This window comes from Comamonas odontotermitis (assembly GCF_014207855.1).
GTDB lineage: Bacteria > Pseudomonadota > Gammaproteobacteria > Burkholderiales > Burkholderiaceae_C > Comamonas > Comamonas odontotermitis_A.
Map to the genome: position 1 here is coordinate 1 of NZ_JACHKZ010000015.1, position 22947 is coordinate 22947.

Below are 22947 nucleotides of genomic sequence, written 5' to 3' on the forward strand. Positions count from 1 at the left end.
CAATGACTTCCACGAGTTCCACGGCGTCAAGCTCGTAGTCGGAGAGAGCAATGCGCTAGTTGCCAAGGATGGGACGCGGGTTCTTTTGGTCAGCTAACAAGCTTTCCTGCCCTGGCCATGTCGCGCATCCGAAGACGAGTCTTCATGGCGTCTTCCATTTGCTGCGGGGTGCTGCTCTGGATCACGTCGACATAGAGGTCGACCGCGTATTTCAGACGCTCTGTTTCTGCGGAAATGACTTCAAGCTTGCCGAAGCGTTCATGTCGTGTTTTGACTGACTGCAAGGCTCTTTGTCCATTCTGCAATGCTTCAAGCAGAGGATTTTTGGCGGCATCTGGGCCACCAATATCGATAGCGCGAATAGAGGCCACTCCAAGCGCCTCGGAAACGATCAGCGGATCGTCGATCTCCGTTGAGACGCCATCCATCAGACGTTACAATGCTGCGCGAACATTGATGATTGAGCGGGAAAGTGCATTTTCTGCACTCTGGTGGATGTTGGTGGTATCGCCGATGATTGGGCCAGCGCCGTATCCTCTGCACATTGCGAGCTGAGCAAATAGGGCGCAGGAGCCCGCGACTTTCTTCAATGCGAGGTCCTGCGTTCCTTTGCGGCCTTTCCTTTCTGCTCGGCGCTGTGCGCGATTCATGACGATATTCATTGCTATCTCCAATACAGAGGTGCATGTGACCAGTGCTGCAACACGGCGCGTTCAAGTTCTTCCAGGGTGCCACTGTTGATCACGGTCTGATCGGGGGCGAATTCCTTGCCGCTCACGGTGCTCACATGGTTGGATGCGATGGCATGGCCTGGGCGGTGGATGCGCCAAATTTGACCTCCCATCTCGCGGATCAGATCAGCCTCGTTCCCGAAGCGCACATCAGTGATCACGATGGCTGGTGCGGGCAGTGGAATGCCATCAGCCCAGGCGATACGCTCACGCATGGCCTTGATCCAGTACTCTGGATCTTGTGCGCGGCGGTACTCAGTGCCCCACCAGCGCATGATTTGGCGTGGGCTCTGTGGCTCGTTCGGGTCGGTCTCAGGATGAGAGGCCAGTACCGCACTGACAAAGCTGAGATCCGTGCTACGCCAAAGAGCAAGCAATTCGCTCGGCAGCTCTTTGGTGGCTCTGCATGTCAACTCGTGCATGTCAACAGTAAAGCTGCGTGAGACTTCCTGGCGCAATGAGTCGGCAAACGCCACTGGAAATGCAATGCGATGCCGGAGCAGAATCTCAGCGGCGCTATCCTTGCCTGCGCCTTCCAGGCCCGTCAGGCCGATGATGCGGAGTTGGGTCATTCTGAGTTGGCCGCGTTTGGCGGCATTGCGAGGTGGTGATGGGCATCTACCAGGGCGCGCGCCAGAGGTAGTAGCAATTCGATTGGCAGGTGAAATGTCACTTCTGCGCGATTGATTGCTTCTAGTACCATATAGACGTGGCTAGAGTAGGCATTGGTGCTGCCTATGTAGAAGCCAAACTGGCTATCGCTACTGGGTTGCCAGCCTTGGGAGTAGGTAAAGCATCCTGCCCCTTTCTCGATTGGCTGGCGGGGTAAATGTGCGAACAGCTTGGTGGATGCCTCAGTGAGGTGGGGTGTGCTCATGCTGCCACCTAGTCAACACGGTACACATCGTGCACGCGGTCGCGCAACACATGAATGGCGGTTTTGCGGGCAGCATCTGCGCTGACAGACTTGATTCTGGTGCGAGGCAGGCGCTTGGCCTCGGCCAGCATGTCTACATCTTCGGGCCGCACGTTGACGGGAACGGTGATGACTTCGTAGGTGTGCAACTGGATGTTGGCCAACTGCTTTTGTTGTGGTAGCACTGGCGATTGGTGGATAGTGCGGCGGCGGATACTGTGGTCCATAATGTTGCTCCAGTAGAAAAGCCACCGAGCGCTCAATCTATGCGCTGGTGGCTGTCTGATTGATGGTGGGTTGATTTATCGCTTGCAGTAGCTGCCCATCAGCACCGGGATAGCCTCGGGGATCTGCTGGCGGATCAGTCCACTCATTTCCTCGGCCGCCTCTTCGCGGTGGGTTTCCAGTGCGATGATGTTGAGCTGAAACAGCGGCTTTGCCTCGCTGGTAATGACGCTGATGCGTGTGATGTACGTCCGCTCGGTCAACTCAGGAGCTGGGCGGCAACTGAAGAGGAGTGCCGTAGGGATGGCTTCATCGCTCTTGGCTTTGACGCTTTCAAAGGCGCTGCGGCTAGAACTGAGCGATTCTTCCTTGTGCTGTGCGCTGGCGGCGCTTTCGATAGTGATGTTGCGCACCGCTGCCAGTGCCTTATGCAAAGGCATTTCGTCAGCCTTGCTGCCCATGGAAATCTGGGGTGCCCAGTTTTCGATCCATTCTGCAAAGTCGCGCTGGCTCAATTTGCGGGTAGTGGCATGCAGCAGTGCATCGTAGGCCGCAGTTGTGCGCAGGGTGAGGCTGCAGAGGTTGTCGCAGTGGCCGGGGTTGCTCGCATCGCCAAAATCAAGCACAGCCGTGGCGCGCAGGTGGTCAGCATCCACAAACACGGTGGTGCCTTCGCCCTGGTGCTTTTCGGTATAGGCCGCAAAGGAGCGAATCACCTGAGTGCTCATGGTGCCCTTGGGGCGACGGCGGAATGGGGCATATGCCTCAAGGCCTTCGACCTTAAAGTCATCCTGTACTGCCACGACCTTGGCTGAGCTGTTGGTGGCCTTCGCCAGAGCGGCGTTAGCCTGCTCGATATTAGTGTTCTGGCTCAGGATCTGGCCACATGCTCCAGAGGGCATACCGAACTGCTCCAGTGTGGCATTTGCGAACTCTTGATTCACGGTGTTCTCGGGTGTCATATTTGCTTCCGATAAAAAATGCCCCCCGGCGGTGTGCCTGGCGGGCAGAAAGTTGGAGTGATCGCGACGGATGTGGCGTGGGGCTTAGGCCGTTGCCTTGTCGAACATCTTGAGTTGGTTTTCGGGCATCAAGGTCAGCTTGCCGAATTTGCCGACATGCAGCACTGTGGTGCGTGTGGCTTCTTCGCCTGCCTTGCCGTCAGCGGTAGGGCGGGCGAATTTGAGCGTGTGCTTCAGGTTGATCTGGCTCGTGCCTGGGATATGCTCGATGTGGAATTTGATGTTCACCTCGCCCACGCGCTTGTTGTCCACCACGCCTGCGGCCACTTGGCTCAAGGCGATGGAGAGCATGCGGTCAAACTGTCCGCCGTCCAGATCGGTAATGAATTCGCCCACGTCGGTGGCGGCTGCGGTGCTGTCTACTGCTGTCATGGTGCACTCCTTCTTGGTTAGTGCGGGTTGGGAAATCGGGTGCGCCAGCTAGCGATGCCTTCGCTGACTGCTAAGGTTTTGGCAATGGCTCGCCTGCTTTGATGGCGGCCTGTGTTGCTTGATCTGCTGCGCTGCTAGGGAAAGGCATCACCTGGCCGTCTGGGTAGTAGAGCCAGTCGCCTGAACGGCTGGGGAGGGTATATGCAGCGAAGCGCGCCGCTGGTATGCCTGGGTTCTGCAGCAGCTCAGTTCCGGCGTAGGAGTTCTGCTCGTCAACGGGAAACGCAATTACATTGCTCTCGCGTGGCTGGTTGCGCGCTGCTCTTTCGGCTGGGGTGAGTATTGGCATCTTCCCGCGCGCCGTCGGCACGGTATGGGCGTTGGCCTTGCTGGTCTGAGAAAATGGTCGCGGCCCGCTACTGGCGCGCCGTCGGTGTTGGTGCTGTGGTGTGTCGATCATGGGGCATGCTGCAGATTCAGGCGTTTGACAGAGACCTTGCCGGTGGCGCCTGTGAAATGCGTCAAGGCCTCTACGATTGCGAGGGAGCCGGTGGGGGCTTTGCTGGTGAACTCCAGCTCACCCACGCGTACAAGAAAACGGGGCATGGCGATGCTCCAATGAAAGCGGCCCGCGCATCAGGTGATGGGCGGGCCAGTGGGTTGTAAAAGTGCCGCTTCGCAAGCGTGTGGGCGCTGGAGTGTGCTGGCGGCAAACGCGCTGGCTGCAATGCAGTTACAGCGCGGAGGGAGTGTTCTAGCGGGCCTGGGCTTGCTTGGCAGCCGGTTTCACAGTTGGCTTGGGGCCGTATGCCACCAGCTTGAAATGTGGGCGCTGCAGGTCTTCGCGTTCCTGGGCGAAGCGCCTGCGGATGTCGGTATCAAACCAGCGCTGGTAGCGAAAGTTGTCATCGCTCAGCCCCTTTGTGGGGTGACAGCACTTGGGGTGTTTGCTGGGGATCATTTGCGGGGCTCCAGAAACGAGAAAGCCCACCGGGTGGTGGGCTTGGTTAGAGTAGAAGGGTTAGTGTTTGCGATTTTTTCCTAGGCCATATGCTCCGCCGCTCACGACCAAGTTTCTGTCAAAAACATCATCACCTCGTGGTTGGCGGGGTAGCTTTGGCGTATTGACTTTAGCTTTTGCTGGTTTGAGGTGCTGCATTGGGTCCGCCATGTTGAAGATATCTTGCATATCGGGGCTGGGAATGCCGGCGTGTTGCTCTTTGAAGTGCTTAAGGACATCACTGAGGGCAATATGTTTCTTACATCCACTGCAAAGTATCTGTGTGCGCAAATACGTCTCACGGGCCTTTTCCAGAATCAATTTGTTCTTGGCCTCAATAGGTCCTATACGCTCAGATTCCTTGGAGGGTGTGTGAGCCTTTAGTTTGTGGGCCTTGAGATCCTTTACCACCTGGGCACAAACATAACAGTATTGGGCTGCTTTATTTGGCTCTGAGATCTCGCTCATCTGCAGGTCTCCATCATCCGCACATTGTCCTGCTGCCTGGCGCGCTCGTATGGGGTCAGGCCAATGCTGCTTGCTGAGACTGCCGCGTTGTGCACTTCGTGGCTCAGCGGGCAGGGGCCGTTTTTGCTGCTGTAAGGATTTACTGCTGGGGAGCGGTAGCGCCATGCCTCTTGGCCGTAGCTTGGTTGGCGATATGAGCGTGCTGGCCGGTGGTAGCCGTAGTGCCCGTTGTGCGGTCGTGGCCCGTACCCATAGCCAGATGCAGGGCGGGTGTCTACCGAGCGCGCTGCGCTGCCAGATCCGCAGGGGCCATCTTGATAAGTGACACGGCCCCCGCTATCGCACCGACTGACTGCAAAGGCACTGCCAGCGCAAACCAATGATACGCAAGCAGCTATCAATCTTGAAATCTGATGCATGTTGGTCCTTATTGCCTAATAGGGCATGACGCTAAAGCGATATCGATTGAATGCTTGGACTGGATTTTTACAGTCCACAATGGGTCAAAAGCATTGCCTGTGTCATTTCTGGCAATGGTTGCAATTGCATGGCACAGGCCAGGGGCCTTGTCCGACTCGCCAGGCCACCATACTTTGATGGCCGGCATGATTCGCAAGGTGTCGTTGAACTTTTGCACCATACAACTCAATTTCAGATCGCGTTCGATTTTCTGGCAAATGTTGATGGCGGCCAGATTGGTGTCAATTTCCGGTGTTGGTGCTTTTGGTTGCACCACATACGTTTCGCGCTGCTTGGGTGAGGCTGTTGGTGCCGGTAACTCCGCAGATGGTTTGGGTGCACCGCGCGGGGTTATGTCTTGGCCATCAAGCGTCTCCCATTTTGTAGCGTCAGAAGCGCAACGCTGCGCATTCTGCAGAGTGATAGTCTTACCATTTGGCATGGTGCACTTCACTTGGGCAGGAGTGCTGCCAGCAAAAAGTATCAATACCCAGGCGGCTAAGCATTTGACTATGTACCTCATCCCAAAACACCCGTAATCAGTTGTATCTACAGGGCATTATGGACGATGGGGCCAAAGATGACTACGCCGTAGGCGAAAGCACGATGCGTGCGCGCTCGCGCTCGATGGCTTGCAGTTCGGCCAAGTGTTGATTCAGAAGATTGGTAGTTTCTGGCGGCAACATGCTGCTTCCAATTCCTAGGCTTGGGCGTAGGCAGTTGACTGTATTCATGATCGCTGTGCGCAACTGGTGGTTGCTGAGCTGGTAGTCGAGGTCTGCCCCATCTTGGCGCGAAGTGGGCAATGAAGTGATGTTGCTACTAGGCTTTTGGTTTGTGGGCATGGTTTTAATCGGGCTGAATGCTAATTGGCTTCTGGTCAGCGTTGGCGCGGCTGGCTTCAATGGCGATCAAACTGGTCAAATGATCTTCAAGCTGGCACTTAGTTTTCTCCGCTAATCCTGACGTGCCGAGGTGGCTCAATCTGAGTGCGTTCTGTGTGTCGCGGATAGCAGCCCGAAGTTGAAGGTTGGTCAGCCCAGTCGTGGCTGGCTTAACGTTCATTGAAGACATTGCGCTTTTTCCCCAACCTTCAACAATAATCGTCAGATCCATGCTACGTATCGACAAGTTAAAGGCTGCCAAGCTGGGCACAAGGTGTGTCAAGGCCAGAGTCCCTGTGTCGGGGATGCGCTGGCCGACCCAATTGTCGATAACCTGTTCGAGGCCAAAGCGTTCTAGCAACGCTTGCTGGTTTGCAGTTTTGCCGCTGCCTTGTGGGGCGCAGTAGATGACGGAAGGCTTCATATTGATCTCCAAAAGAGTATTTGTTGAGTCTTAAACTAAAAAAAGCTACCGTTAAGTAGCTTTCCTTGGATGCCGCGAACTAGGGTCTTCATGCGACATGTGGCGCGCCACTGCAGGCCATCTGGTGAGCACCTTGCGACGAAGGGGCTGTTTTTCATCAAGTGATGGGTGAAATGCCGCGAGGTGCTCACCAGATGGCTGCACCTTACGGGTGCAAGTCGGCCATTGGTCGGCGATTTTGTTTGTCCGTGTCTTTGCGGACTGTCAGCGCATAGAGCGCAGGGCGTTTCTTTTCTTGGCACCCCGTTTGCCTCACCCCCGTATTCAGCCCCAGGGTCTGGACTTTGCGTGACCTTTGATGTTCCTGTTGCTGATCCCATCCGGGGGCAGAGCAGTACTGACTACAGCGCACGACGATCTTTTCTATCCCGCTACCGCCTGCGGTGCCCTGTGTTTACCCAGCCGTGCTGGCTGCATGAGCTTGAGGTGCTGGCTCGATGACTTCACACCCATCGCGTTCTGCAACTCCCACTGCGCTCCACTGGAGCTAGACCTTCCTCTTGCATCGAGTCGGTTCAGGGGCCGGATCGCTACCCCTTCGGTCGTTTCGCGTTGTTTGCTGCGATGGGATAAATTTAGCAAAGTATTGCTAATCATGCAAGCAAAACTTTGCTAGAAAAATAGATCGTTAGGTAGGCTTGAGCTTGTCTGCTACAACTTTTGGTGAAGTGCCAGTGCAGCTTGCATGCCAGCCAAAATTGCGGTTGCAAGCCATCTGGCTATGTGGAATACTGTATATAAACACAGTTTTTCAACAAGCACGGAGAAGGCAAATGATTGAAGATCGCAGGCAGCTATTTGGGGCACGTTTGCGCGAAGAGCGCAAGAAACTTGGCTTCTCTCAGGCTGAGGTGGCTGAGTTCCTGAATGTGGCTAGGCAATCGGTTTCTGCCTGGGAGACAGGGGCAACATGCCCTTCTGCTGTTCAGCTTGGTGAGTTAGCTGCGTTGTATTGCTGCTGCGCTCATCTGTTGCTATTTGGCGAGCCTTATCAAGGAAGCTTGCTCAGAAAGCTCATGATAGATACTTCGTTGGTCTCTCATCAAAAAGAAGTCCAGTAGCCACAAACCGCTGTAATTGGCGGTTGTCTTTAAGCGTGCTGTTTCTTTGCCTTCTCGTTCGCCTCGGCCGTAGGCTGTTGCTGTTTTGATGGGTTGCTGGTGAGAGGCTGCTTGCTCAAAGCTTTGTAGGCCTCTTCGATTCTCTCGTACACCAGACGCTGTATTCCATCAAGCGGTCGCACTAGCTCCCATGGCTCTACATCCAGAGCATTGGCGAGCATTTCCACTTCTGTAAGTTTTGCAGACCCTGGCTTCGCATCTTTCCCCTGCTTTCTTCGCTCAGGGTTCAAGTAAAGGCTGATTGTTGTCTGGCCAATCCCACATTTCTTTGCAAGCGCCATCTGAGTGAGCCCGCGCTTTTCCATGTGATAGGCCAAGTTGTCAGCTAATGCCTGGTTAAGTGGACTGGTTTTCATGCTTTAAGTTTGCATAACTTTGCTAGCAAAGTGTTGCTTGATGTTTTAGCAAAACATTGCTAAGATGGGGCATGTCTACGAAATTTGACACTGCAATCCGTAGTCGCCTCGAGGCTCAAAAAGGTGAATGGCCAGACATCGCTAAGAGGGCGGGTGTCAGTCATTCGTGGCTATCGCAATTCATGAGGGGGCTAATTCCAAACCCAGGAATTCGCACGCTCGAAAAGCTGGATGCAGTCTTGCCCACGCTTTCGCCCACCCCTGAGCAAAAGGAGATGGGTCATGGTTGAAAGCGCACAACCAAAAAACACAGGTAGCTCTGGCCACCTGCAGTACTACACCCCCGTTCTCTTGCGCGGTGTGAGCCCCATGCGCAAAACCGGTTGGTGGTGCGTGTCGTTTGAGGCCGAAAACGGTGAGGTCGTTCGTTTGCGTCTGTCCGCTGCCGATGCATCCGCGCTGGTAGAGGCGGGCTACCGCGATCTGGCTGACGCGGGATGCACTCTCCAATTGGATGCTTCGCCGCTCAAATTTGTCATTGATGAGCTGCAGCAGGACAGCAGCATTAAGGAGGCTGTCAATGCGTAATCCAATTCGGATCCAAAAGTTCGCGCACTGGGTAGCTCGAAAGCTGTTTATCGTCGGTGGCGTGGTGCCCATGGCAGCTTTGGAAAAGCTCCGTACCCACTCCACGCCCATCGTCGCTGCAGATACCGCGCTTGAACAACATTTTGCCAACTGGTCTACAAAACGCGCTTTTGTAGTTACCGAATGACGCGGTGCATGTCCATGAGCAGAGTTTCTAACGTCGTATTGCCTTGTTCTTCGGCTTGTTTGGTCAGTCGCGCTATGGCTTCGGCCATTTTGGCGCGTTGTTCTGGCTCTAGCGCGTACGCCATGCTGAGGGCTAACGCCCCCATGCCGCTGACGATGGCATTCATGGTTTCGGCGTTGGCTGGGAATTGGTTTTTCATGCTCGTTCTCTTTGGTAGTTGTGTAGGAGCTGCCATCGTATGCCAACGTTGGGCGGGCACCTATACCGGGAGCTGCAATGCGTGAGTTCATGGCTTTGCTCCATGGCCTGTTGGCATATATCGGCCTAGCGATTTTTGCGCTTGTTGTGGATGTGGATACAGGCCGCGCTGATCCGCGCGCATGTGTAGCACTTGGCCTAGTCCTTTGGGCTGTTTCAGTGGTAACTGGCGTGGCAGTGTGGTTGGTAGTTGGGGGCGGTTCATGCCTCTAAGTATGGGCATCAACCGCCGCGCGTCATATGTTGGCGATGACGATGTGCCCCACATTGCGGGCCAAGACATCTTGGATGTTGCGTACCAGACCGCCCATGGCTATCTGGGCGGTGTGTCTGCTTTGGCTGTCCGCATGGGCGTGGTGCCCGGCACCCTGCTGAACAAAGTGAACCCCAACAACAACAGCCACCACCTGACATTGCGTGAGGCGGTGGAGATGATGGAACTATCTGATAACCCAGCACTGTTGCAAGCGATAGCAGCGCGCCTGGGCTACACGGTCATCCCTGCTGTACCAGACCAGAGTGAAGGTGATCCAGTGCAGGCCATGGCCGAGTTCGGTATAGCGCAGGGCGACTTTATGAACTACGTGGGCCAGGCATTGGGCAATGGCCCACATTGCACGGCCAATCAGGTGCGGGCGGTAGATGAGATGGCCAGCCGCTTCATTGCCGTGGTTGGCCACACCGTGGCTATGGTGCGCCGCCGTATGCGCAAGGCGCCCAAGCACTTTGCGGACCAGTAACAGAGAGCGACTGGCCGCATGAGTTTCTTCCCACCACTCCAGATCAATGCATGCGCGGGCGCAGGGATGTCTCACCCTGCACGCGTCTTAGTCAGCGCAACTGCCATAGGCACAAAGGAAGTTGTGCCCTTTGCGCATGCAGGGGTGGTGGGGCCTTTCTATCCCACAAGCAGGGCGGACCAGACACCCGCACCGAAGCACTACAAGACTATGAACCACCTCCAAACCCCGGCCCCCATGGTGTATGGGAAGGGCTGCATGCACGCGCATGTGTCAGTAACAACGGCATCGGAGCGCGAGACGCGAACCAGCAAAAGGTACTCCCCCGCTCTTGGCGATGAGGGTAATTCGCGCCTCATCGCCTGGGTAGTCAGTGGGCCTGAAAGTTACTGACATGGCTGCCAACTACGATGATGTGTTGGGCCAACTGCAGGTGTTTGGCCTGCAGGTGGACAGCCTGGAGACCGGGAGGCTCCGACGTTGCCGTGTTGATGGCGAGGGCCGTGAGCGCAAGGGCTGGTACATGCTGCACGAGCTGCGGCTCGACAACGGCACCGATGTGCTGGTTGGTAGCTATGGCGTATGGAGAGGTGCAGAGAATAACGCGCAAAAGGTCGAGCTGAAAAAAAATACCCTCAGCCGCGAACAGCAGGCGGCCATGCGCGAGCGCCTAGCCCAAGATAAGCGCCGGGCAGAGGCCGCGCGCCGGGCTAACGCAGAGCGCGCGGCGAAGCGGGCCAGCCGAGCCTGGAAGGCGGCGGTCGAGCAGGGCAGCAGCGAGTACTTGAGCCGCAAGGGCATCGGTGGCCACGGCGTGCGCTACTCGCCCCAGGGCGCGATGGTGATTCCGATGTGCGATGCCCTGGGCAATGTGCATGGCCTGCAGATCATTCGCGGGCGCGATGTGCTATCTCCCGATGGCCAAGAGCGGCGTGAAAAAGAATACTGGCCGGCTGGCCTGGTCAAGCAAGGCCACTTCCACCTGATCGGCGGCGTTCCGCAGGGCCTGTTGCTGGTGGGCGAAGGCTATGCCACCTGCGCCAGTGCCTACGAAGCGACGGGTATTGCCACGGCCGTGGCGTTTGACGCGAACAACCTAGCGCCGGTTTGCGCTGCGTTGGCCAAGCGCTACAAGGGCGTCAAGATCCTGGTGCTGGCCGACGACGACAACACCCAGAAATGCCAGGCTATCGAAGAAAGCAAAACCATAGAAGCCGGGCGAACAGTCTTGTGCAAGGCCCCGGTTTGGCTGCCCGATGGACAGGAGTGCGAGGTATGTGGCCATCCGCATAAGGCAGTTAATGCCGGCGTAAGCTGCGCCAGCGCAGCAGCGCTGCAGGTGAGCGGCGCTTGGATAGCTCCACGCTTTGCAGACCCGGCAGCCGTTCGCATCGCTTGGATAACTAAGGGCCGCAAGGCCAACGATTTCAACGACCTGCACCTGGCCGAGGGCCTTGTAGCCGTGCGCAGCCAGATCGAGGCCCGCCTGCTGGAGTTGAACTGGCGGGCTCCGAGCGCAGCGCCTCGCACACCACGCCGGGGGGCGGGGGAGAAGCTGGTGGATCTGACAGCCATCAGCGCACTGGATGAGTTGCTTGAACGCTATTCGCTGGTGTACGGGTTGGGTGACGTGGTGTTTGATCACCAGGAACACATTCTGGTGTCCATGGTGGACATGCGCAATTTGTGCATCGGTAAGGATCTGCACCGCACCTGGCAGGACCACCCCGACAAGAGCGTGGTGCGAGAAGAGGATGTGGGCTTCGACCCGGCTGGCTCGGACCCCGCAGTCAAATGCAACCTGTGGGGTGGCTGGCCCATGCAGCCCAAGGCGGGCAAGTGCGACCATCTGGTGCAGCTGCTTGAGTACATGTGCGGCGAGGAAAAGAATGCGCAGGAGCTCTTTACCTGGGTGCTGCGCTGGCTGGCGTACCCGCTGCAGCATCCGGGCGCCAAGATGAAAACCACTATCGTTGTGCACGGTCCCCAGGGCACCGGCAAGAACATGTTTTTCGAGGCGGTGATGCGCATCTATGGCCGCTATGGTGGGGTGATCGACCAGAACGCCATCGAGAGCCAATTCAACGATTGGGCGATGCGCAAGCTGTTCTTGATTGCTGATGAGGTGGTTGCGCGGGCCGAGTTGTACCACGTCAAGAACAAGCTTAAGACGATCATCTCGGGCGAAAAGATACGCATCAACCCCAAGAACAAAGCGGCGCACGACGAGCAGAACCACGCCAACCTGGTGTTTCTGTCCAACGAGACGCTTCCGGTTGTATTGGAAGCCGATGACCGGCGCCATGCGGTTATCTGGACGCCGGCCAAGTTGCCGCAGGATTTCTACGCCGGGCTCAAGCACGAGATCGCCAATGGCGGCGTGCAGGCGTTGTACGACTTTTTGCTGCACCTGGACCTGGGAGACTTCAACGATGGCACGCTGCCGCCGATGACCGAGGCCAAGCGAGACCTGATCGACCTATCCAAGGATTCGCCCAGCAAGTTTGTGCAGGCGTTTGAGGACGGCGATATCGACGGCTTCCCCGGTTTGCGCGAGCCTAAGCTTTTGTCGCCCATGCTCAGCAGCGATTTGTACGAGCTCTACAAAGCATGGTGTGCCCGCACAGGGCTCAAGGCACTGGCCCAGCCGCGCTTTGCCGCAGACCTCAAGCGTAAGCATCAGGTGCTGGTGGATCGCAAGCGCTACACCGTTACAGACAGCGAAGGCTTTTCACTGCGCGAGCGCGGGCCGGTGGCGGTGAGCTACTTCCGCGGCGGACACGAGCTGCCTGTGGGCGCGGTGGAAAAGGAATGGCTCAGCGAGCGCATCGATGTGTTCAACCGCGCAGTGCGCGACTTCATCGGGAAGGTGATGTGATGCGCGTGGCCCCCGTTCGCCCTGTTCTGTGCGGTATGTGCGGTATGCCGTGCGGTATGTTGTGCGGTATTAAGTCATTGATTTTTAATGATTGTGCGGTATGTGTGGTATCTGGCGTCCGACCCCATGCGCACACACCCGCACACACATACACATGCAGGCGTGCGCATGTGCATGGGTGCACGGATACCGCACATACCGCACATACCGCACACGCCACTGTCCATGCAGTTTTGCTTGCGCCGCATACCGCACACCCGTACCCCACATACCGCACAAAGAAAAAAGGACTGTTATGGAAAGAGAGAAGCAAGCGAGGGTGCGTTGTACGGAAAGCAATGCGGCGGACTTCCGGCAGCTGGTTAGTGAGTGGCCGTCCCTGGCTGCCACGGTTGCCAGCTTGCAAAAGCAAGGGCTGTTCCCTGGTTTGCGGGGCATGCAAATCACGCTCACAGGCGATCAGCAGTTTGTAGATGGGGGTGTGGGTAGCCTGATCGGAGAAAACGGCTTGCTTGCCCGCGTGGCGCGTTCTGAGTGTGCAAAGGGGGGTAATGATGGCAATGCGGTTTGATGCGCGCATGACGGGCGCTGATGAAGTGCTGGCGACCCTGCTGGGCTTGAGCCGTGGTGGCGCAGCGCGTGCGTATGCCAAAGCGCTCAACGATGTGGGTTTTGCAGGGCGCGCTGCCATGCAAAAGGAGTTCGGCGAGGTGTTCAACCAGGTCACGCCCTACATCCAGAAAAGCGTGCGCGTAAAGATGGCTACCGCTGAGCGGCTGTCGGTCACCATCGAGCCGACCTACTACGGCGGCAAGGGCATCGATCCCCAACGGGTTTTGCAGGCGCAAGAGTTCGGCGGCCGGCGCCGCGACAAGCGCTCTGAGGTGGCGCTACGGCGCGTGGGCATTCTTCCCAACGGTTACCAGACTGTGATCCCCGAGGACCCGTTTCCTGGCAGCGTCGACCAGTTCGGCAACATCAAGGGCGCGTTCATCACGCAGCTGCTGTCGTACATGCGTGCATTTGGCGAGCAGGGCTACCGCGCCAACATGACGGACAAGGTGCGCGGCAATCTCCACCGCGGCGGCAAGAAAGCCGAGGGCAGGCGCTACTTTGTGGCCTACGGCCGCATGCGCGGCGACGCCAAGAGCGGCCACCTGGCCCCGGGCATCTGGGCGGCATCTGGCACGCATGGCTCCAACATCCGGCCGGTGCTGATGTTTGTGCGTGCGCCAAGCTATTCGTCGCGCCTGTCGATGGACAAGGTCGTGCAAAAGGCCCAGCTCGAAAGCTACCTGGACCGGCGCATTCGCTTCCGCTTCCGGGAGGCCGCAGGCGTATGAGCAACACCACCGATGACAAACTGGTGAGCCTGGCCGACCTGTCGCAGGCCCTGGGTTGCAAGCGCACCTACGCCTACCAGCTCCGCAAGGAAGGGCGCCTGGTGCCGGCTGATGATGGCAGCAAGCGCGTATGGCTGCGCGCGAGCATGCAACGGGTGCAGGACACCAAGGACCCCAGCAAGGCCGGGGTGGTGGCGCGCCATGCCGCTGCGCGTGGCGCTGGCATGACGCAGTTGCCTGACGATGACGCCGACGACGAGTTGGCGGGTGGTGCCGGAGCTCAGGATGCCGAAGGCCTCGCCGGTGGCTACGATTTCCAGTCGAGCAAGGCCAAGCGCGAGCACTTCGCAGCGGCACGCGAAGAGAACGAATACCGCAGGGAGGCTGGTGAGCTGATCGAGGTGGCCGAGGCCAAGAGCGCCTTTGCCGACGCTGCAGCCTTACTGGGCGCCGGGCTTGATGCCATGGCACCCACCCTGGCACCGCAACTGGTGGGGCGCGATGAACTGGCGATTCGCAATGCGCTTCAAGATTACGCCGAAGAGTTGCGTGGCGAGCTGGCCGCCCGCATCGCCAAGGCCGCGCAGGAGTGGAGCGGGCATGCGGCTTGATGGATACGCATCTGCTGCGCAGCCACTGCTGAGCATGGCGCGGGCCCTGGCGCCGCGCAAGCGCCGCACAGTGAGCGAGTGGGCCGATGCAGAGCGGCGCCTCTCGGCCAAGGGCAGCGCGCTGGCCGGCAAGTGGCGCACCGACCGCAACCCGCCGCTGCGCGAGCCCATGGACTGCATGAGCGCCAAAGGAGGCGCGCGCGAAGTGGCGCTGATGTTCCCCATCCAGTTCGGCAAAACCGAGGTGGCCATCAATGCCCTGGGGTACACGATGGATGAGGACCCGTGCCCTATCATGGTTTGCCTGCCGTCCGAAGTGAGCATGAACAAGTGGGTGGCGCAAAAGCTCAACCCGGCGCTGGATGAAACGCCGGCCATGAAAAACGCCCTGGCCAGCGTGGCCAGCCGCGACAGCGCGAACACCCGCACATTCAAGGACTTTGCGGGCGGCCAGCTGTATCTGGAGCACGCGGGCAGCCCCTCACGCCTGAAGTCGACCACGGTGCGCAAGTTGATCGTCGATGAGGCCGACGAGTTTGCCAACAACCTCACCGGCGGTGACGATCCGCTGGAAATGCTGGACGGACGTACCAGCGCCTTCCCGGCCACCAGCCAAAAGCTTTACATCAGCACGCCACAGATCAAGGGGCTCTCGCGCATCGAGGCGAAGTGGAACGCCAGCGACCAGCGGCGCTACCACGTGCCGTGCCCGCACTGCGGCCACAGCCAGCATTTGCAATGGTCTGGACTGCACTGGAACACTGCATGCACAGAGGTTTGGTATGTGTGCAATGACTGCGGCGCGCACATAGAAGAGCACCACAAAACGGCAATGATCGCCGCGGGCGAATGGGTGGCCGAGAACCCGAGCGCCAAGATTAGGGGCTACCACATCAACTGTCTGTACTACCAGTTCGGCATGGGCCCGCGCTGGATCGAGCTGGCAGAGCGTTGGCGTGAGGTGCAGGGCGACCCGGCCCGCATGAAGACCTTCGTCAATGACCGGCTGGCCGAGCCCTGGGAAGACGCTGCCATGCGCTCGGTGCGGCATAACGCCATTGCCGACCGGGCCGAGCCCTACGCGCTGCGCGCGGCGCCGGCAGGGGTGCTGGTAATCACAGCCGGCGTGGATACACAGGACAATCGCCTGGCTGTGCACATCACTGGCTGGGGCGCGGGTATGGCTTTCTGGACACTCGACTATGTGGAGTTGCCCGGCGATCCCGCCGACGGCGCGGTGTGGGCATCGCTGACCGATCTGCTCAATCGGCCCATCGAACACGCCAGCGGCGCCATGCTGCATGTCGAGGCCACCGCGATCGACACCGGTGGCCACCGGGGCGAATATGTCAAGGCCTACGTGGCCGAGCGCCGCATCCGTCGGCCAATGGCCATCTTTGGCGCGGTGCCCAACAATGCTCCGCTGCTCAGCAAGAGCAAGGCGGTGGACGTGATGCGCAATGGCCGCGTGGACAAAAAGGGCGTGATGCTCTACACCGTGGGCACGGTGGCCGGCAAACACTGGCTGTATGGCCGTCTGTCGGTGGATGCGGACAAGCTGCCCGAGGATCGGCAGACCCATTTCAGCGCAGATCTGGAGCTGAGCTATTTTCAGGGCCTGGTGTCAGAGACATTCAACCCCGCCAAGAATCGCTTTGAGAAAGCCCGCGGCGGTGCGCGCAATGAGCCGCTGGACACCTGGAACTACAGCTTCGCTGCGGCCCACCACCCCGAACTGCGCCTGCACCGCTTGCGCCGGGCAGATTGGCAGCTTATCGCTGACCGCATCACATATAGCAAACGCTCCGCAGAGGCGAGCGCCTCCGTCCCCACCAGCCCCGCAGAGGGTAGGGCTCCCAGCCCAACAAAACCTGAGACCACACCACAGCGTGCTTCCTCACGCGGTAACCGATTTGCCAGCCAAGGCTGGATCAACCGCAGATGACAGAAACCACCATTCGCAAAAGAATCACTCCAGGTAAAAATGAAGACATTGCTGTGCAGTTGGAGTCGGAGTTCGCAAACATACTGCGCGATGACATGGGTTACACCGCCAGCGAAGCTTCGACCCGAGCGGCAGAGTTGGTGCAAGGGATGCGCAGTCGCCTTGGGGGCGCCTGGTGCTATATCCCGGTTCCCAGCAGCGGGCGTCGGGCGAGGGATGAAGCAATACGCCGCGAATTCTGCGGTCCGGCAAGCCTGCCTGCGTTGACGCGAAAGTATGGGCTTACCCCCAGGCGCATCTACCAGATTGCAAGGCAGCGCAGTAATTGAAATTTTTGCGGTACGCATTTCATAAGCGTGCGTATACGCTCAGCGCGATACATAGCCCGCGCGGGCAGTAGAGCAAGGATCAACACATGAGCAACGCCACCGAGATGCTGGCTAAGTACCTGCAGGCAGAGTCTGCGGTGCTGTCCGGCCAGAGCATTACCTTCAATGGCCGTACCGTCAGTCGCGCTGACCTGTCCGAAATCCGCAAGGGTCGGCAGGAATGGGAGAAGAAAGTCCAAGCCGAAGAAGGCGCAGGCTCACCCAGCATCGGCGGCAAAGGCTTTGCTGTGGCTACATTCGGGCGCCGTCTATGAATTGGATCGAACAAACCATTGCCAGCATCAGCCCGCGTTGGGCGATGCAGCGCGCCCATAGTCGCCATGTGCTGGCCCACTATGAGGCCGCCCGGCCCAGTAAGCAGCGCATATCACACAACAGCAACGCTTCCATCAACACCAGCATCCAAGCTAGCGCTGGCTCAATCCGCGCGCAGGCGCGTGATCTGGAGCGTAACCATGACATTGTGCGCGGCGCCTTACGCGTGTTGGTAAACAACGTGGTGGGCGCTGCGGGCATCGGTGTAGAGCCGCAACCGCGCATGACCAATGGCGAGGTGCACGAAGACTATGCCGCGCAGTTGCGTAGTGCATGGGCTCTGTGGCAGCGGCGCCCTGAAGTAACGCGTCGCTACCACTGGGGCATGTTGCAGCGCTTAACTGCCTACACCTGGCTGCGAGACGGTGAGGCCTTTGGTCAGATGCTGAGTGGTCCGGTGGATTACCTGCGCCACTCCACGTCGGTGCCTTTCTCGCTGGAGATGATGGAACCCGACTTCATCCCGCTGGACTTGACCGATCCTGAGCGCAATCTGCGCCAGGGTATCCAGTGCAATGCATGGGGCCAGCCCGTGGCCTACCACTGCTACAAGGGCGACCCGCGCGAAACCTACCAGCTGGCGACCAAGACCATTCCCGCCGAGCGCATGTTGCATGTAGCCACGATTGACCGCTTGCATCAGTACCGTGGCATGAGTGAACTGTCCAGCGTCATAACGCGCCTGGAGGATCTGAAGGACTTTGAGGAAAGCGAACGTATTGCCGCCAAGGTGGCCGCCAGCCTGACGGCCTATGTGAAGCGCACCGAGGCGTTTACTGGCAACGATGTGCCAAAGGTCAACGGGGACGATGATGAAGACAAACGTCCTCATCGCGAGTTGGAAATGATGCCCGGGATGATTATTGACACCCTACAGGTGGGCGAAGAAATCGGCATGATTGACACCAAGCGACCCAACCCTAACCTGGTTGCATGGCGTGCAGGTCAGCTCAAGGCAGTGGCAGCAGGCATGGGAGCCAGCTACAGCAGCATCAGCCGCGACTACGACGGCACCTACAGCGCGCAGCGGCAAGAGTTGGTGGAGCAATGGGTGCACTATGCCGTGCTGGCTGATGAGTTTGTGGGCATGCTGGTGCAACCCGTTTGGGAGGCCTTTGTGCGCGCGGCCCATTTGTCTGGTGTAGTGCGTTGCCCCAAGGAAGTGCCGCTTGAAAACAGCGACGACGCGCTCTACATCGGACAGGCCATGCCTTGGATCGATCCCTACAAAGAAGCGGTTGCCATGGAAAAGTTGGTGCAAGCTGGTTTTGCAAGCGAGGTAGAGGCCATCCGCAAGCGTGGGCAGAACCCGCGCGACGTGATGGACCAGACCGAGCAGTGGCGTAAAGATGCAGCGCGGCGTGGTCTGCGCTTTACCAGCAACGCTGCCAGCATGACTGGCGGTGGAGCTTTGGCCAGCAATGACGGCGGCAGCGATAGCGGAGACGATTCGGCAACCAAAAACAAGAAGGATGCACCCGCCGCCGATTAGGCTTGAGCAGAAAGTGAAATTTCTGCGGTATTCATTTCACAAGCGTTTGTTGAGACTAGATCCCATTGCAATCAATGGGCTCATTAAATGTCTGCTGCACACACTGCACCTTGGTACAACATCCGGCAAAAAACTGCCGTGGCTGCTGCTGCATCGGGTGTGCAAAGCGCTGCTGAGGTGATGATCTATGGCGACATTGGTGAAAGCTGGTGGGATGAAACCATAGCCGCAAAGGACTTTGTGCGCGATATCGCGGCGCTGGATGTAACTGAACTAACAGTGCGCATCAATAGCTACGGCGGCAGTGTGACGGATGGCGTTGCCATTCACAACGCCATCAAGAGGCACAAGGCTCATGTGATTACCGAGGTAGATGGGTGTGCATACAGTATCAGTAGTTTGATTGCACAGGCGGGTGACAAGCGTCGTATGGCCGCTAATGCCCTGATGATGGTGCATGCACCTCTAATCGGCGTTAGTGGAAATGCAATTTACCTGCGGGGTGCCGCTGATTTGCTGGATCAGACCAGCGTGGCATTGGTATCTAGCTTTGTGGCTAAAGGTGTGGCCGAAGCCGACATCAAGGCCTGGCTCGCCGATGGCAAAGACCATTACTTCACCGCCGAAGAAGCCCTGGCCAACGGCCTGATTGACGAAATCTCCGACCCACTCCCCATTGCCGCCTCCGCCCATGTGCGCGAGGCAGCGCAAGCCCGCTACAGCCGCCATCCGGTCGCTGTAGCGCAACCTCGTGCGGCCACCGCCGTGAAACAACCCAAGGAACCATCCATGGATAAGACCGAAAACCAGGCGGTGCAGACTCCTGTCGCAGCCGCCGCTCCTGCCGCGGCTGCTGTGCCAGATGCTGCAGCCATTCGTGCCGCAGCCTTGCGCGAAGATACTGAACGCCGCCAGTCGATTGCCGCGCAGTTTGCGCCATTTGCTGCGCAAGAAGGCGTGGTTGCCTTGCAGCGCAGCTGCGAGGACGATGTGACTATCACCGCCGTTGCCGCCGGCCAAAAGCTGCTGGCCCACATGGCGCAAGGTGCCAGCTCTGTTGCGGGCAATGTGGTGGTGTTGCAGGATGAGGCGGATAAACACCGCCAGGCACAAACTCAGGCGTTGCTGGCCCGCGCAGGCATGGTCAAGCAAGACGCTGCCAACCCCTTCCGTGGCTATACGTTGATGGAGCTGGCCCGTGCATCAGCAGGCCGCGCTGGCCTGGGTTCTGGCGACAAGATGGCGGTGGTGGGCAGCGCGTTTACACACGCTACCAGCGATTTCCCGCTACTGCTCTCCGATGTGGCGCGTCGCTCCCTGATGCAGGGCTACGAAGAGGCAGCCGAGACTTTCCAGTTGTGGACGCGTGCAGGCACCTTGACCGACTTCCGTGAATCCAAGCGTGTATCACTGGGTGCATTTGCTGGTCTGGACAAGGTGGCCGAAGGTGCGGAATACAAGTACGGAACCATCGGTGAAGGCGGTCAAAAGGTGGCACTGGCTACTTACGGCAAGTTGTTCTCTATCACCCGCCAGGCCATCATCAATGACGATTTGGGCGCCTTTACTGCTATCCCCCGCGCCATGGGGCGCGCTGCCATCCGCACCGTTGGTGACATGGTGTATGCGCTGTTGACCGGTGAGCCACTGATGGATGAGGACGGCAAGACGCTGTTCCACGCCGATCATAAAAACCTGCTGACAGCAGCTGGCATCAGCACCGATAGCGTGGAGGCCATGCAAGCGGCCATGGCGCTGCAAGAGACACGTGACGGCCATGTCACGAACATCGGCATGAAGTACCTCCTGGTGCCTGTCTCGCTGCGCGGAACTGCCAATGTGGTGCGTGCTTCGGAGTTCGCAGTCGGCGCGACGGCCAAAAACAACACCATCCCCAATATCGTCCGCGATACCTTTGAGGTGGTTTCGGATGCTCGCTTGGACAAGGCCAGCAAAAAGGCTTGGTACGGCGCTGCCGACCAGAACATGTTTGACACCGTGGAGGTGAACTACCTGGACGGCAACCAAACGCCTTACCTGGAGCAAAAGCAGGGCTGGCATGTGGACGGCACTGAGTTCAAGGTGCGCATCGATGCTGGCGTGTCGCCGCTGGACTTCCGCGCGTTGGCCAAGAACCCCGGCCAGTAATCCCCAACCGTGCCTGGCTAGCGCCGGGCGCATCCTTTGATAGGAGAGATCCATGAAGAATTTCGTGCAAGTGGGGGATGTACTGGACTACACCCCCTCGGCCCCGGTAGCGGGCGGTACTGCGGTTGCCATTGGCAAGCGCGTAGGCGTGGTGGTCAAGTCACTGGCTGCCAACGAGCAGGGCGCTTTGCGCGTCAGTGGTGTGGCCACGCTGCCCAAGGTGGAGGGCGACGCTCTTACCCAGGGTGATCTGGTGTACCTCAATGCTGAGGGCCTGATCACCAAAACCTCGACCAGCAACACGCCAGCGGGCTATGCGGCCTACCCCGCAGACGCGGGCGTTGCAACGGCGCAGGTGCAGCTCAACGGCTAATCCCATGACGCAAGCGCTTGCCCCTTTTGCTGACCTGATGGAGCAGACCAATGCTGCAGTGCTGCAGACATTGTCGAACGCCATTGCACGCATCGGGGCTGGCGAACCGTTTGGCGTGATGTTCGAGACGCCCTTCCGCGAAGGCTATGGCAGCGTGATCGACGGACGTGCGCCTGTGTGCGTTGGCTCTGTTGAGAAGTTAGGGGAGTTGGAGCGTGACGACGAGATCGTCATCGGTGGCCAGCTCTACAGCGTCGAGAGCGCCGAGCCCGATGGCGACGGCTTTGTGCGCTTGCAGCTGATCAAGGGGGGTGAGTGATGTTGGCTCTGGAGCCAGTGATTGTTGAGCGCTTGCGGGCTTTGCTCGATCCGCTACAGCCCGACCTGAGAACCGAGGTCAAGGGCTGGAGCGAGGACGGCGACCGCAAGGCCGCACAAGGCAGGGTGCTGATCATCGTGCGCTTGGCCGGTACGCCCATGGGGCCGGTCTCCAAGGTGGCCGCAGCGGTCAATTTGGGCTGGTGGATTGAGCTGCGCACCAAGCGTGCACCGATTGCCGCAGGTCTGCTCGATCGCTGCTTTGCAGAGGTTATGTCTGGGCTGCATGGTTGGTCGCCTCAGCCTGCCGGGGGCCGCCAGTGGATGCAACTGGCGTACCAGAGCACAGAGCCTGCAGAAGGTATTGATGACGGCGTTTTCGGCCTGTCAATGTATTTCCAAACAGCCGCGATCTATAGCGGCAAACGATAGAGGAGCCCACCATGGCTTTCAAGCGTGAAGAAACCCAGCTGCTGATGCCGCGCGGGGAAGTATTTTTTGATTTGGAGTTGCCCGAGGGCGGCTACGCCGGAGAGTTCCCGATGGGCAATTGCCCGGAGGCCAACATCAGCATCAGCGCTGACAAGGCAGACCACTACGACAGTCGCACCGGCATTGCGCAAAAGGATAAGACTGTGCCGATCAAGGTGGAGCGCTCGGGCAAGCTGACCTGCGACAACTTCTCGGGCGAGAATTATGCCCGCTACCTGTCCGGCTCGCTGACGCGCATTGCGCAGCAAGCGACGCCAGTTGCGGACGAAGTAGTCATGGTCAGCCAAGGTTACTTCTACCAGCTCGGACAGACGGCAGAGAACCCCATCGGCGTGCGCGATGTCACTGGCCTGGCAGTCAAGAGCGAAGACGGATTGACCACGTATGAGCTGGGCACCGACTACGAAGCAGACCCCAAGCTTGGCCGCATCCAGATCACCGTGGGTGGTGCCATCGCAGACAAGACCAAGGTCAAGCTGGCATACACGCCCGTGGCAGGCGTCTACGAGCTGATCAAGTCCGGCGGTGTTTCCGAGCTAAAGGGGCGACTGCGCATCGTGCCTGATAACGCTGTGGGCGCGAACCGCGATATGTACTTCCCTTCGGTAGTACTCACTCCCGATGGTGAGTTGCCCATTATCACCGAGGGCTCCAGTACCGACTTCGCTCAGATGGAGTTTGGGCTCGAAGTTCTCAAGCCTGCTAATGGCGAAGCCGTGTATGTTGGTGGGCGTCCCGTGCCCGGCGTCTTGTAAGTACCCCTAAACAGATCTCCCGGAATGGCCATGCCTTCCGGGGTGGTTTGCCCTGTGGTTAGCAGCACTGACCTTAG

30 protein-coding genes are annotated in these 22947 nt (G+C 58.6%); 16 read left to right on the forward strand and 14 right to left on the reverse strand.

The features are described 5' to 3' along the window. Positions 1 to 89: 89 nt before the first annotated feature. The 12 genes from HNP33_RS12450 to HNP33_RS12505 all read right to left on the reverse strand — a co-directional run bounded on the left by HNP33_RS12450 (position 90) and on the right by HNP33_RS12505 (position 6501). Positions 90 to 428, reverse strand: a complete 339-nt coding sequence (locus tag HNP33_RS12450) for a hypothetical protein (RefSeq protein WP_184708904.1) — start codon at positions 426 to 428, stop codon at positions 90 to 92. 6 nt (positions 429 to 434) lie between these two features. Next, positions 435 to 662, reverse strand: coding sequence for a hypothetical protein (locus tag HNP33_RS12455; RefSeq protein WP_184708906.1), 228 nt, complete (start codon positions 660 to 662; stop codon positions 435 to 437). A 2-nt stretch (positions 663 to 664) separates the two neighbouring features. Next, positions 665 to 1303, reverse strand: a complete 639-nt coding sequence (locus HNP33_RS12460) for a hypothetical protein (RefSeq protein ID WP_184708908.1) — start codon at positions 1301 to 1303, stop codon at positions 665 to 667. Beyond that, the gene (locus HNP33_RS12465; protein ID WP_184708910.1) at positions 1300 to 1608 is read right to left on the reverse strand and encodes a hypothetical protein; all 309 of its coding nucleotides are present in this window, start codon (positions 1606 to 1608) and stop codon (positions 1300 to 1302) included. Before HNP33_RS12465 ends, HNP33_RS12460 begins: the two co-directional genes overlap by 4 nt. A gap of 8 nt (positions 1609 to 1616) precedes the next feature. After that, on the reverse strand, positions 1617 to 1874 hold the full coding sequence (locus HNP33_RS12470) for a hypothetical protein (protein WP_184708912.1): 258 nt from the start codon (positions 1872 to 1874) through the stop codon (positions 1617 to 1619). Positions 1875 to 1949: 75 nt separating this feature from the next. Continuing rightward, on the reverse strand, positions 1950 to 2834 hold the full coding sequence (locus HNP33_RS12475) for a DUF2303 family protein (protein WP_184708914.1): 885 nt from the start codon (positions 2832 to 2834) through the stop codon (positions 1950 to 1952). 84 nt (positions 2835 to 2918) lie between these two features. Then, positions 2919 to 3266 carry a hypothetical protein gene (locus tag HNP33_RS12480; protein WP_184708916.1) on the reverse strand — a complete coding sequence of 116 codons (348 nt, stop codon included), beginning with the start codon at positions 3264 to 3266 and terminating at the stop codon, positions 2919 to 2921. Positions 3267 to 3722: 456 nt separating this feature from the next. Further along, on the reverse strand, positions 3723 to 3872 hold the full coding sequence (locus tag HNP33_RS12485; RefSeq protein WP_184708918.1) for a hypothetical protein: 150 nt from the start codon (positions 3870 to 3872) through the stop codon (positions 3723 to 3725). 148 nt (positions 3873 to 4020) lie between these two features. Further along, the gene (locus HNP33_RS12490; protein WP_184708920.1) at positions 4021 to 4227 is read right to left on the reverse strand and encodes a hypothetical protein; all 207 of its coding nucleotides are present in this window, start codon (positions 4225 to 4227) and stop codon (positions 4021 to 4023) included. Positions 4228 to 4287: 60 nt separating this feature from the next. Beyond that, a complete protein-coding gene (locus tag HNP33_RS12495) occupies positions 4288 to 4734 on the reverse strand; it encodes a hypothetical protein (protein ID WP_184708922.1) in 447 nt (148 codons plus the stop codon). A gap of 427 nt (positions 4735 to 5161) precedes the next feature. Continuing rightward, positions 5162 to 5635, reverse strand: coding sequence for a hypothetical protein (locus HNP33_RS12500; RefSeq protein WP_184708924.1), 474 nt, complete (start codon positions 5633 to 5635; stop codon positions 5162 to 5164). Positions 5636 to 6042: 407 nt separating this feature from the next. Further along, positions 6043 to 6501: a hypothetical protein gene (locus HNP33_RS12505; protein ID WP_184708926.1), complete on the reverse strand. Its 459-nt coding sequence runs from the start codon at positions 6499 to 6501 to the stop codon at positions 6043 to 6045. Positions 6502 to 7334: 833 nt separating this feature from the next. On the opposite strand from HNP33_RS12505, the gene HNP33_RS12510 reads away from it, so the two are divergent. After that, the gene (locus HNP33_RS12510) at positions 7335 to 7622 is read left to right on the forward strand and encodes a helix-turn-helix transcriptional regulator (protein ID WP_184708928.1); all 288 of its coding nucleotides are present in this window, start codon (positions 7335 to 7337) and stop codon (positions 7620 to 7622) included. Positions 7623 to 7651: 29 nt separating this feature from the next. Here the strand turns inward: HNP33_RS12510 and HNP33_RS12515 are convergent, their stop codons facing one another. Beyond that, the gene (locus HNP33_RS12515; RefSeq protein WP_184708930.1) at positions 7652 to 8038 is read right to left on the reverse strand and encodes a helix-turn-helix domain-containing protein; all 387 of its coding nucleotides are present in this window, start codon (positions 8036 to 8038) and stop codon (positions 7652 to 7654) included. Between the two features lie 282 nt (positions 8039 to 8320). Here HNP33_RS12515 and HNP33_RS12525 point away from each other — a divergent pair, with 282 nt between their 5' ends. Both HNP33_RS12525 and HNP33_RS12530 read left to right on the forward strand, forming a co-directional pair. After that, positions 8321 to 8626 carry a hypothetical protein gene (locus HNP33_RS12525; RefSeq protein WP_184708935.1) on the forward strand — a complete coding sequence of 102 codons (306 nt, stop codon included), beginning with the start codon at positions 8321 to 8323 and terminating at the stop codon, positions 8624 to 8626. Further along, positions 8619 to 8813, forward strand: a complete 195-nt coding sequence (locus HNP33_RS12530; protein WP_184708937.1) for a hypothetical protein — start codon at positions 8619 to 8621, stop codon at positions 8811 to 8813. Before HNP33_RS12525 ends, HNP33_RS12530 begins: the two co-directional genes overlap by 8 nt. Here HNP33_RS12530 and HNP33_RS12535 read toward each other — a convergent pair. Continuing rightward, a complete protein-coding gene (locus HNP33_RS12535; protein ID WP_184708939.1) occupies positions 8803 to 9012 on the reverse strand; it encodes a hypothetical protein in 210 nt (69 codons plus the stop codon). The two genes, HNP33_RS12530 and HNP33_RS12535, sit on opposite strands and share 11 nt — an antisense overlap. 262 nt (positions 9013 to 9274) lie before the next feature. Between HNP33_RS12535 and HNP33_RS12540 the strand changes: the two genes are divergently transcribed. The 13 genes from HNP33_RS12540 to HNP33_RS12600 all read left to right on the forward strand — a co-directional run bounded on the left by HNP33_RS12540 (position 9275) and on the right by HNP33_RS12600 (position 22870). After that, on the forward strand, positions 9275 to 9811 hold the full coding sequence (locus HNP33_RS12540; protein ID WP_184708941.1) for a phage regulatory CII family protein: 537 nt from the start codon (positions 9275 to 9277) through the stop codon (positions 9809 to 9811). A gap of 394 nt (positions 9812 to 10205) precedes the next feature. Next, complete coding sequence (locus tag HNP33_RS12545; RefSeq protein WP_184708943.1) at positions 10206 to 12689, forward strand: DUF5906 domain-containing protein; 2484 nt, start codon at positions 10206 to 10208, stop codon at positions 12687 to 12689. Positions 12690 to 13243: 554 nt separating this feature from the next. Next, the gene (locus HNP33_RS12550) at positions 13244 to 14032 is read left to right on the forward strand and encodes a hypothetical protein (protein ID WP_233464512.1); all 789 of its coding nucleotides are present in this window, start codon (positions 13244 to 13246) and stop codon (positions 14030 to 14032) included. Continuing rightward, positions 14029 to 14643, forward strand: a complete 615-nt coding sequence (locus HNP33_RS12555) for a hypothetical protein (protein WP_184708947.1) — start codon at positions 14029 to 14031, stop codon at positions 14641 to 14643. Before HNP33_RS12550 ends, HNP33_RS12555 begins: the two co-directional genes overlap by 4 nt. Beyond that, entirely contained in the window at positions 14633 to 16588 is a 1956-nt protein-coding gene (locus HNP33_RS12560; protein ID WP_233464513.1) for a phage terminase large subunit family protein, read from the forward strand. Before HNP33_RS12555 ends, HNP33_RS12560 begins: the two co-directional genes overlap by 11 nt. Beyond that, a complete protein-coding gene (locus HNP33_RS12565) occupies positions 16585 to 16917 on the forward strand; it encodes a Mor transcription activator family protein (protein ID WP_184708949.1) in 333 nt (110 codons plus the stop codon). Before HNP33_RS12560 ends, HNP33_RS12565 begins: the two co-directional genes overlap by 4 nt. An 86-nt stretch (positions 16918 to 17003) precedes the next feature. Beyond that, entirely contained in the window at positions 17004 to 17231 is a 228-nt protein-coding gene (locus HNP33_RS12570; RefSeq protein ID WP_184708951.1) for a primosomal replication protein PriB/PriC domain protein, read from the forward strand. Continuing rightward, positions 17228 to 18784, forward strand: coding sequence for a phage portal protein (locus tag HNP33_RS12575; protein WP_184708953.1), 1557 nt, complete (start codon positions 17228 to 17230; stop codon positions 18782 to 18784). The genes HNP33_RS12570 and HNP33_RS12575 overlap by 4 nt, the downstream gene beginning before the upstream one ends. 87 nt (positions 18785 to 18871) lie before the next feature. Further along, positions 18872 to 20932, forward strand: coding sequence for a ClpP-like prohead protease/major capsid protein fusion protein (locus HNP33_RS12580; protein ID WP_184708955.1), 2061 nt, complete (start codon positions 18872 to 18874; stop codon positions 20930 to 20932). Between the two features lie 52 nt (positions 20933 to 20984). Next, the gene (locus HNP33_RS12585) at positions 20985 to 21305 is read left to right on the forward strand and encodes a DUF2190 family protein (RefSeq protein ID WP_184708957.1); all 321 of its coding nucleotides are present in this window, start codon (positions 20985 to 20987) and stop codon (positions 21303 to 21305) included. A gap of 4 nt (positions 21306 to 21309) precedes the next feature. Beyond that, positions 21310 to 21624, forward strand: a complete 315-nt coding sequence (locus HNP33_RS12590; protein WP_184708959.1) for a head-tail joining protein — start codon at positions 21310 to 21312, stop codon at positions 21622 to 21624. Next, positions 21624 to 22055, forward strand: coding sequence for a hypothetical protein (locus tag HNP33_RS12595; RefSeq protein WP_184708961.1), 432 nt, complete (start codon positions 21624 to 21626; stop codon positions 22053 to 22055). Before HNP33_RS12590 ends, HNP33_RS12595 begins: the two co-directional genes overlap by 1 nt. Positions 22056 to 22066: 11 nt before the next feature. Further along, positions 22067 to 22870, forward strand: coding sequence for a hypothetical protein (locus tag HNP33_RS12600; protein WP_184708963.1), 804 nt, complete (start codon positions 22067 to 22069; stop codon positions 22868 to 22870). Positions 22871 to 22947 lie beyond the last annotated feature (77 nt).

Bases quoted from the DNA above. Each gene is read 5' to 3' on its own strand.
- HNP33_RS12450 (WP_184708904.1), bottom strand. From the start codon at position 428: ATGGATGGCGTCTCAACGGAGATCGACGATCCGCTGATCGTTTCCGAG.
- HNP33_RS12455 (WP_184708906.1), bottom strand. From the start codon at position 662: ATGAATATCGTCATGAATCGCGCACAGCGCCGAGCAGAAAGGAAAGGC.
- HNP33_RS12460 (WP_184708908.1), bottom strand. From the start codon at position 1,303: ATGACCCAACTCCGCATCATCGGCCTGACGGGCCTGGAAGGCGCAGGC.
- HNP33_RS12465 (WP_184708910.1), bottom strand. From the start codon at position 1,608: ATGAGCACACCCCACCTCACTGAGGCATCCACCAAGCTGTTCGCACAT.
- HNP33_RS12470 (WP_184708912.1), bottom strand. From the start codon at position 1,874: ATGGACCACAGTATCCGCCGCCGCACTATCCACCAATCGCCAGTGCTA.
- HNP33_RS12475 (WP_184708914.1), bottom strand. From the start codon at position 2,834: ATGACACCCGAGAACACCGTGAATCAAGAGTTCGCAAATGCCACACTG.
- HNP33_RS12480 (WP_184708916.1), bottom strand. From the start codon at position 3,266: ATGACAGCAGTAGACAGCACCGCAGCCGCCACCGACGTGGGCGAATTC.
- HNP33_RS12485 (WP_184708918.1), bottom strand. From the start codon at position 3,872: ATGCCCCGTTTTCTTGTACGCGTGGGTGAGCTGGAGTTCACCAGCAAA.
- HNP33_RS12490 (WP_184708920.1), bottom strand. From the start codon at position 4,227: ATGATCCCCAGCAAACACCCCAAGTGCTGTCACCCCACAAAGGGGCTG.
- HNP33_RS12495 (WP_184708922.1), bottom strand. From the start codon at position 4,734: ATGAGCGAGATCTCAGAGCCAAATAAAGCAGCCCAATACTGTTATGTT.
- HNP33_RS12500 (WP_184708924.1), bottom strand. From the start codon at position 5,635: ATGCCAAATGGTAAGACTATCACTCTGCAGAATGCGCAGCGTTGCGCT.
- HNP33_RS12505 (WP_184708926.1), bottom strand. From the start codon at position 6,501: ATGAAGCCTTCCGTCATCTACTGCGCCCCACAAGGCAGCGGCAAAACT.
- HNP33_RS12510 (WP_184708928.1), top strand. From the start codon at position 7,335: ATGATTGAAGATCGCAGGCAGCTATTTGGGGCACGTTTGCGCGAAGAG.
- HNP33_RS12515 (WP_184708930.1), bottom strand. From the start codon at position 8,038: ATGAAAACCAGTCCACTTAACCAGGCATTAGCTGACAACTTGGCCTAT.
- HNP33_RS12525 (WP_184708935.1), top strand. From the start codon at position 8,321: ATGGTTGAAAGCGCACAACCAAAAAACACAGGTAGCTCTGGCCACCTG.
- HNP33_RS12530 (WP_184708937.1), top strand. From the start codon at position 8,619: ATGCGTAATCCAATTCGGATCCAAAAGTTCGCGCACTGGGTAGCTCGA.
- HNP33_RS12535 (WP_184708939.1), bottom strand. From the start codon at position 9,012: ATGAAAAACCAATTCCCAGCCAACGCCGAAACCATGAATGCCATCGTC.
- HNP33_RS12540 (WP_184708941.1), top strand. From the start codon at position 9,275: ATGCCTCTAAGTATGGGCATCAACCGCCGCGCGTCATATGTTGGCGAT.
- HNP33_RS12545 (WP_184708943.1), top strand. From the start codon at position 10,206: ATGGCTGCCAACTACGATGATGTGTTGGGCCAACTGCAGGTGTTTGGC.
- HNP33_RS12550 (WP_233464512.1), top strand. From the start codon at position 13,244: ATGGCAATGCGGTTTGATGCGCGCATGACGGGCGCTGATGAAGTGCTG.
- HNP33_RS12555 (WP_184708947.1), top strand. From the start codon at position 14,029: ATGAGCAACACCACCGATGACAAACTGGTGAGCCTGGCCGACCTGTCG.
- HNP33_RS12560 (WP_233464513.1), top strand. From the start codon at position 14,633: ATGCGGCTTGATGGATACGCATCTGCTGCGCAGCCACTGCTGAGCATG.
- HNP33_RS12565 (WP_184708949.1), top strand. From the start codon at position 16,585: ATGACAGAAACCACCATTCGCAAAAGAATCACTCCAGGTAAAAATGAA.
- HNP33_RS12570 (WP_184708951.1), top strand. From the start codon at position 17,004: ATGAGCAACGCCACCGAGATGCTGGCTAAGTACCTGCAGGCAGAGTCT.
- HNP33_RS12575 (WP_184708953.1), top strand. From the start codon at position 17,228: ATGAATTGGATCGAACAAACCATTGCCAGCATCAGCCCGCGTTGGGCG.
- HNP33_RS12580 (WP_184708955.1), top strand. From the start codon at position 18,872: ATGTCTGCTGCACACACTGCACCTTGGTACAACATCCGGCAAAAAACT.
- HNP33_RS12585 (WP_184708957.1), top strand. From the start codon at position 20,985: ATGAAGAATTTCGTGCAAGTGGGGGATGTACTGGACTACACCCCCTCG.
- HNP33_RS12590 (WP_184708959.1), top strand. From the start codon at position 21,310: ATGACGCAAGCGCTTGCCCCTTTTGCTGACCTGATGGAGCAGACCAAT.
- HNP33_RS12595 (WP_184708961.1), top strand. From the start codon at position 21,624: ATGTTGGCTCTGGAGCCAGTGATTGTTGAGCGCTTGCGGGCTTTGCTC.
- HNP33_RS12600 (WP_184708963.1), top strand. From the start codon at position 22,067: ATGGCTTTCAAGCGTGAAGAAACCCAGCTGCTGATGCCGCGCGGGGAA.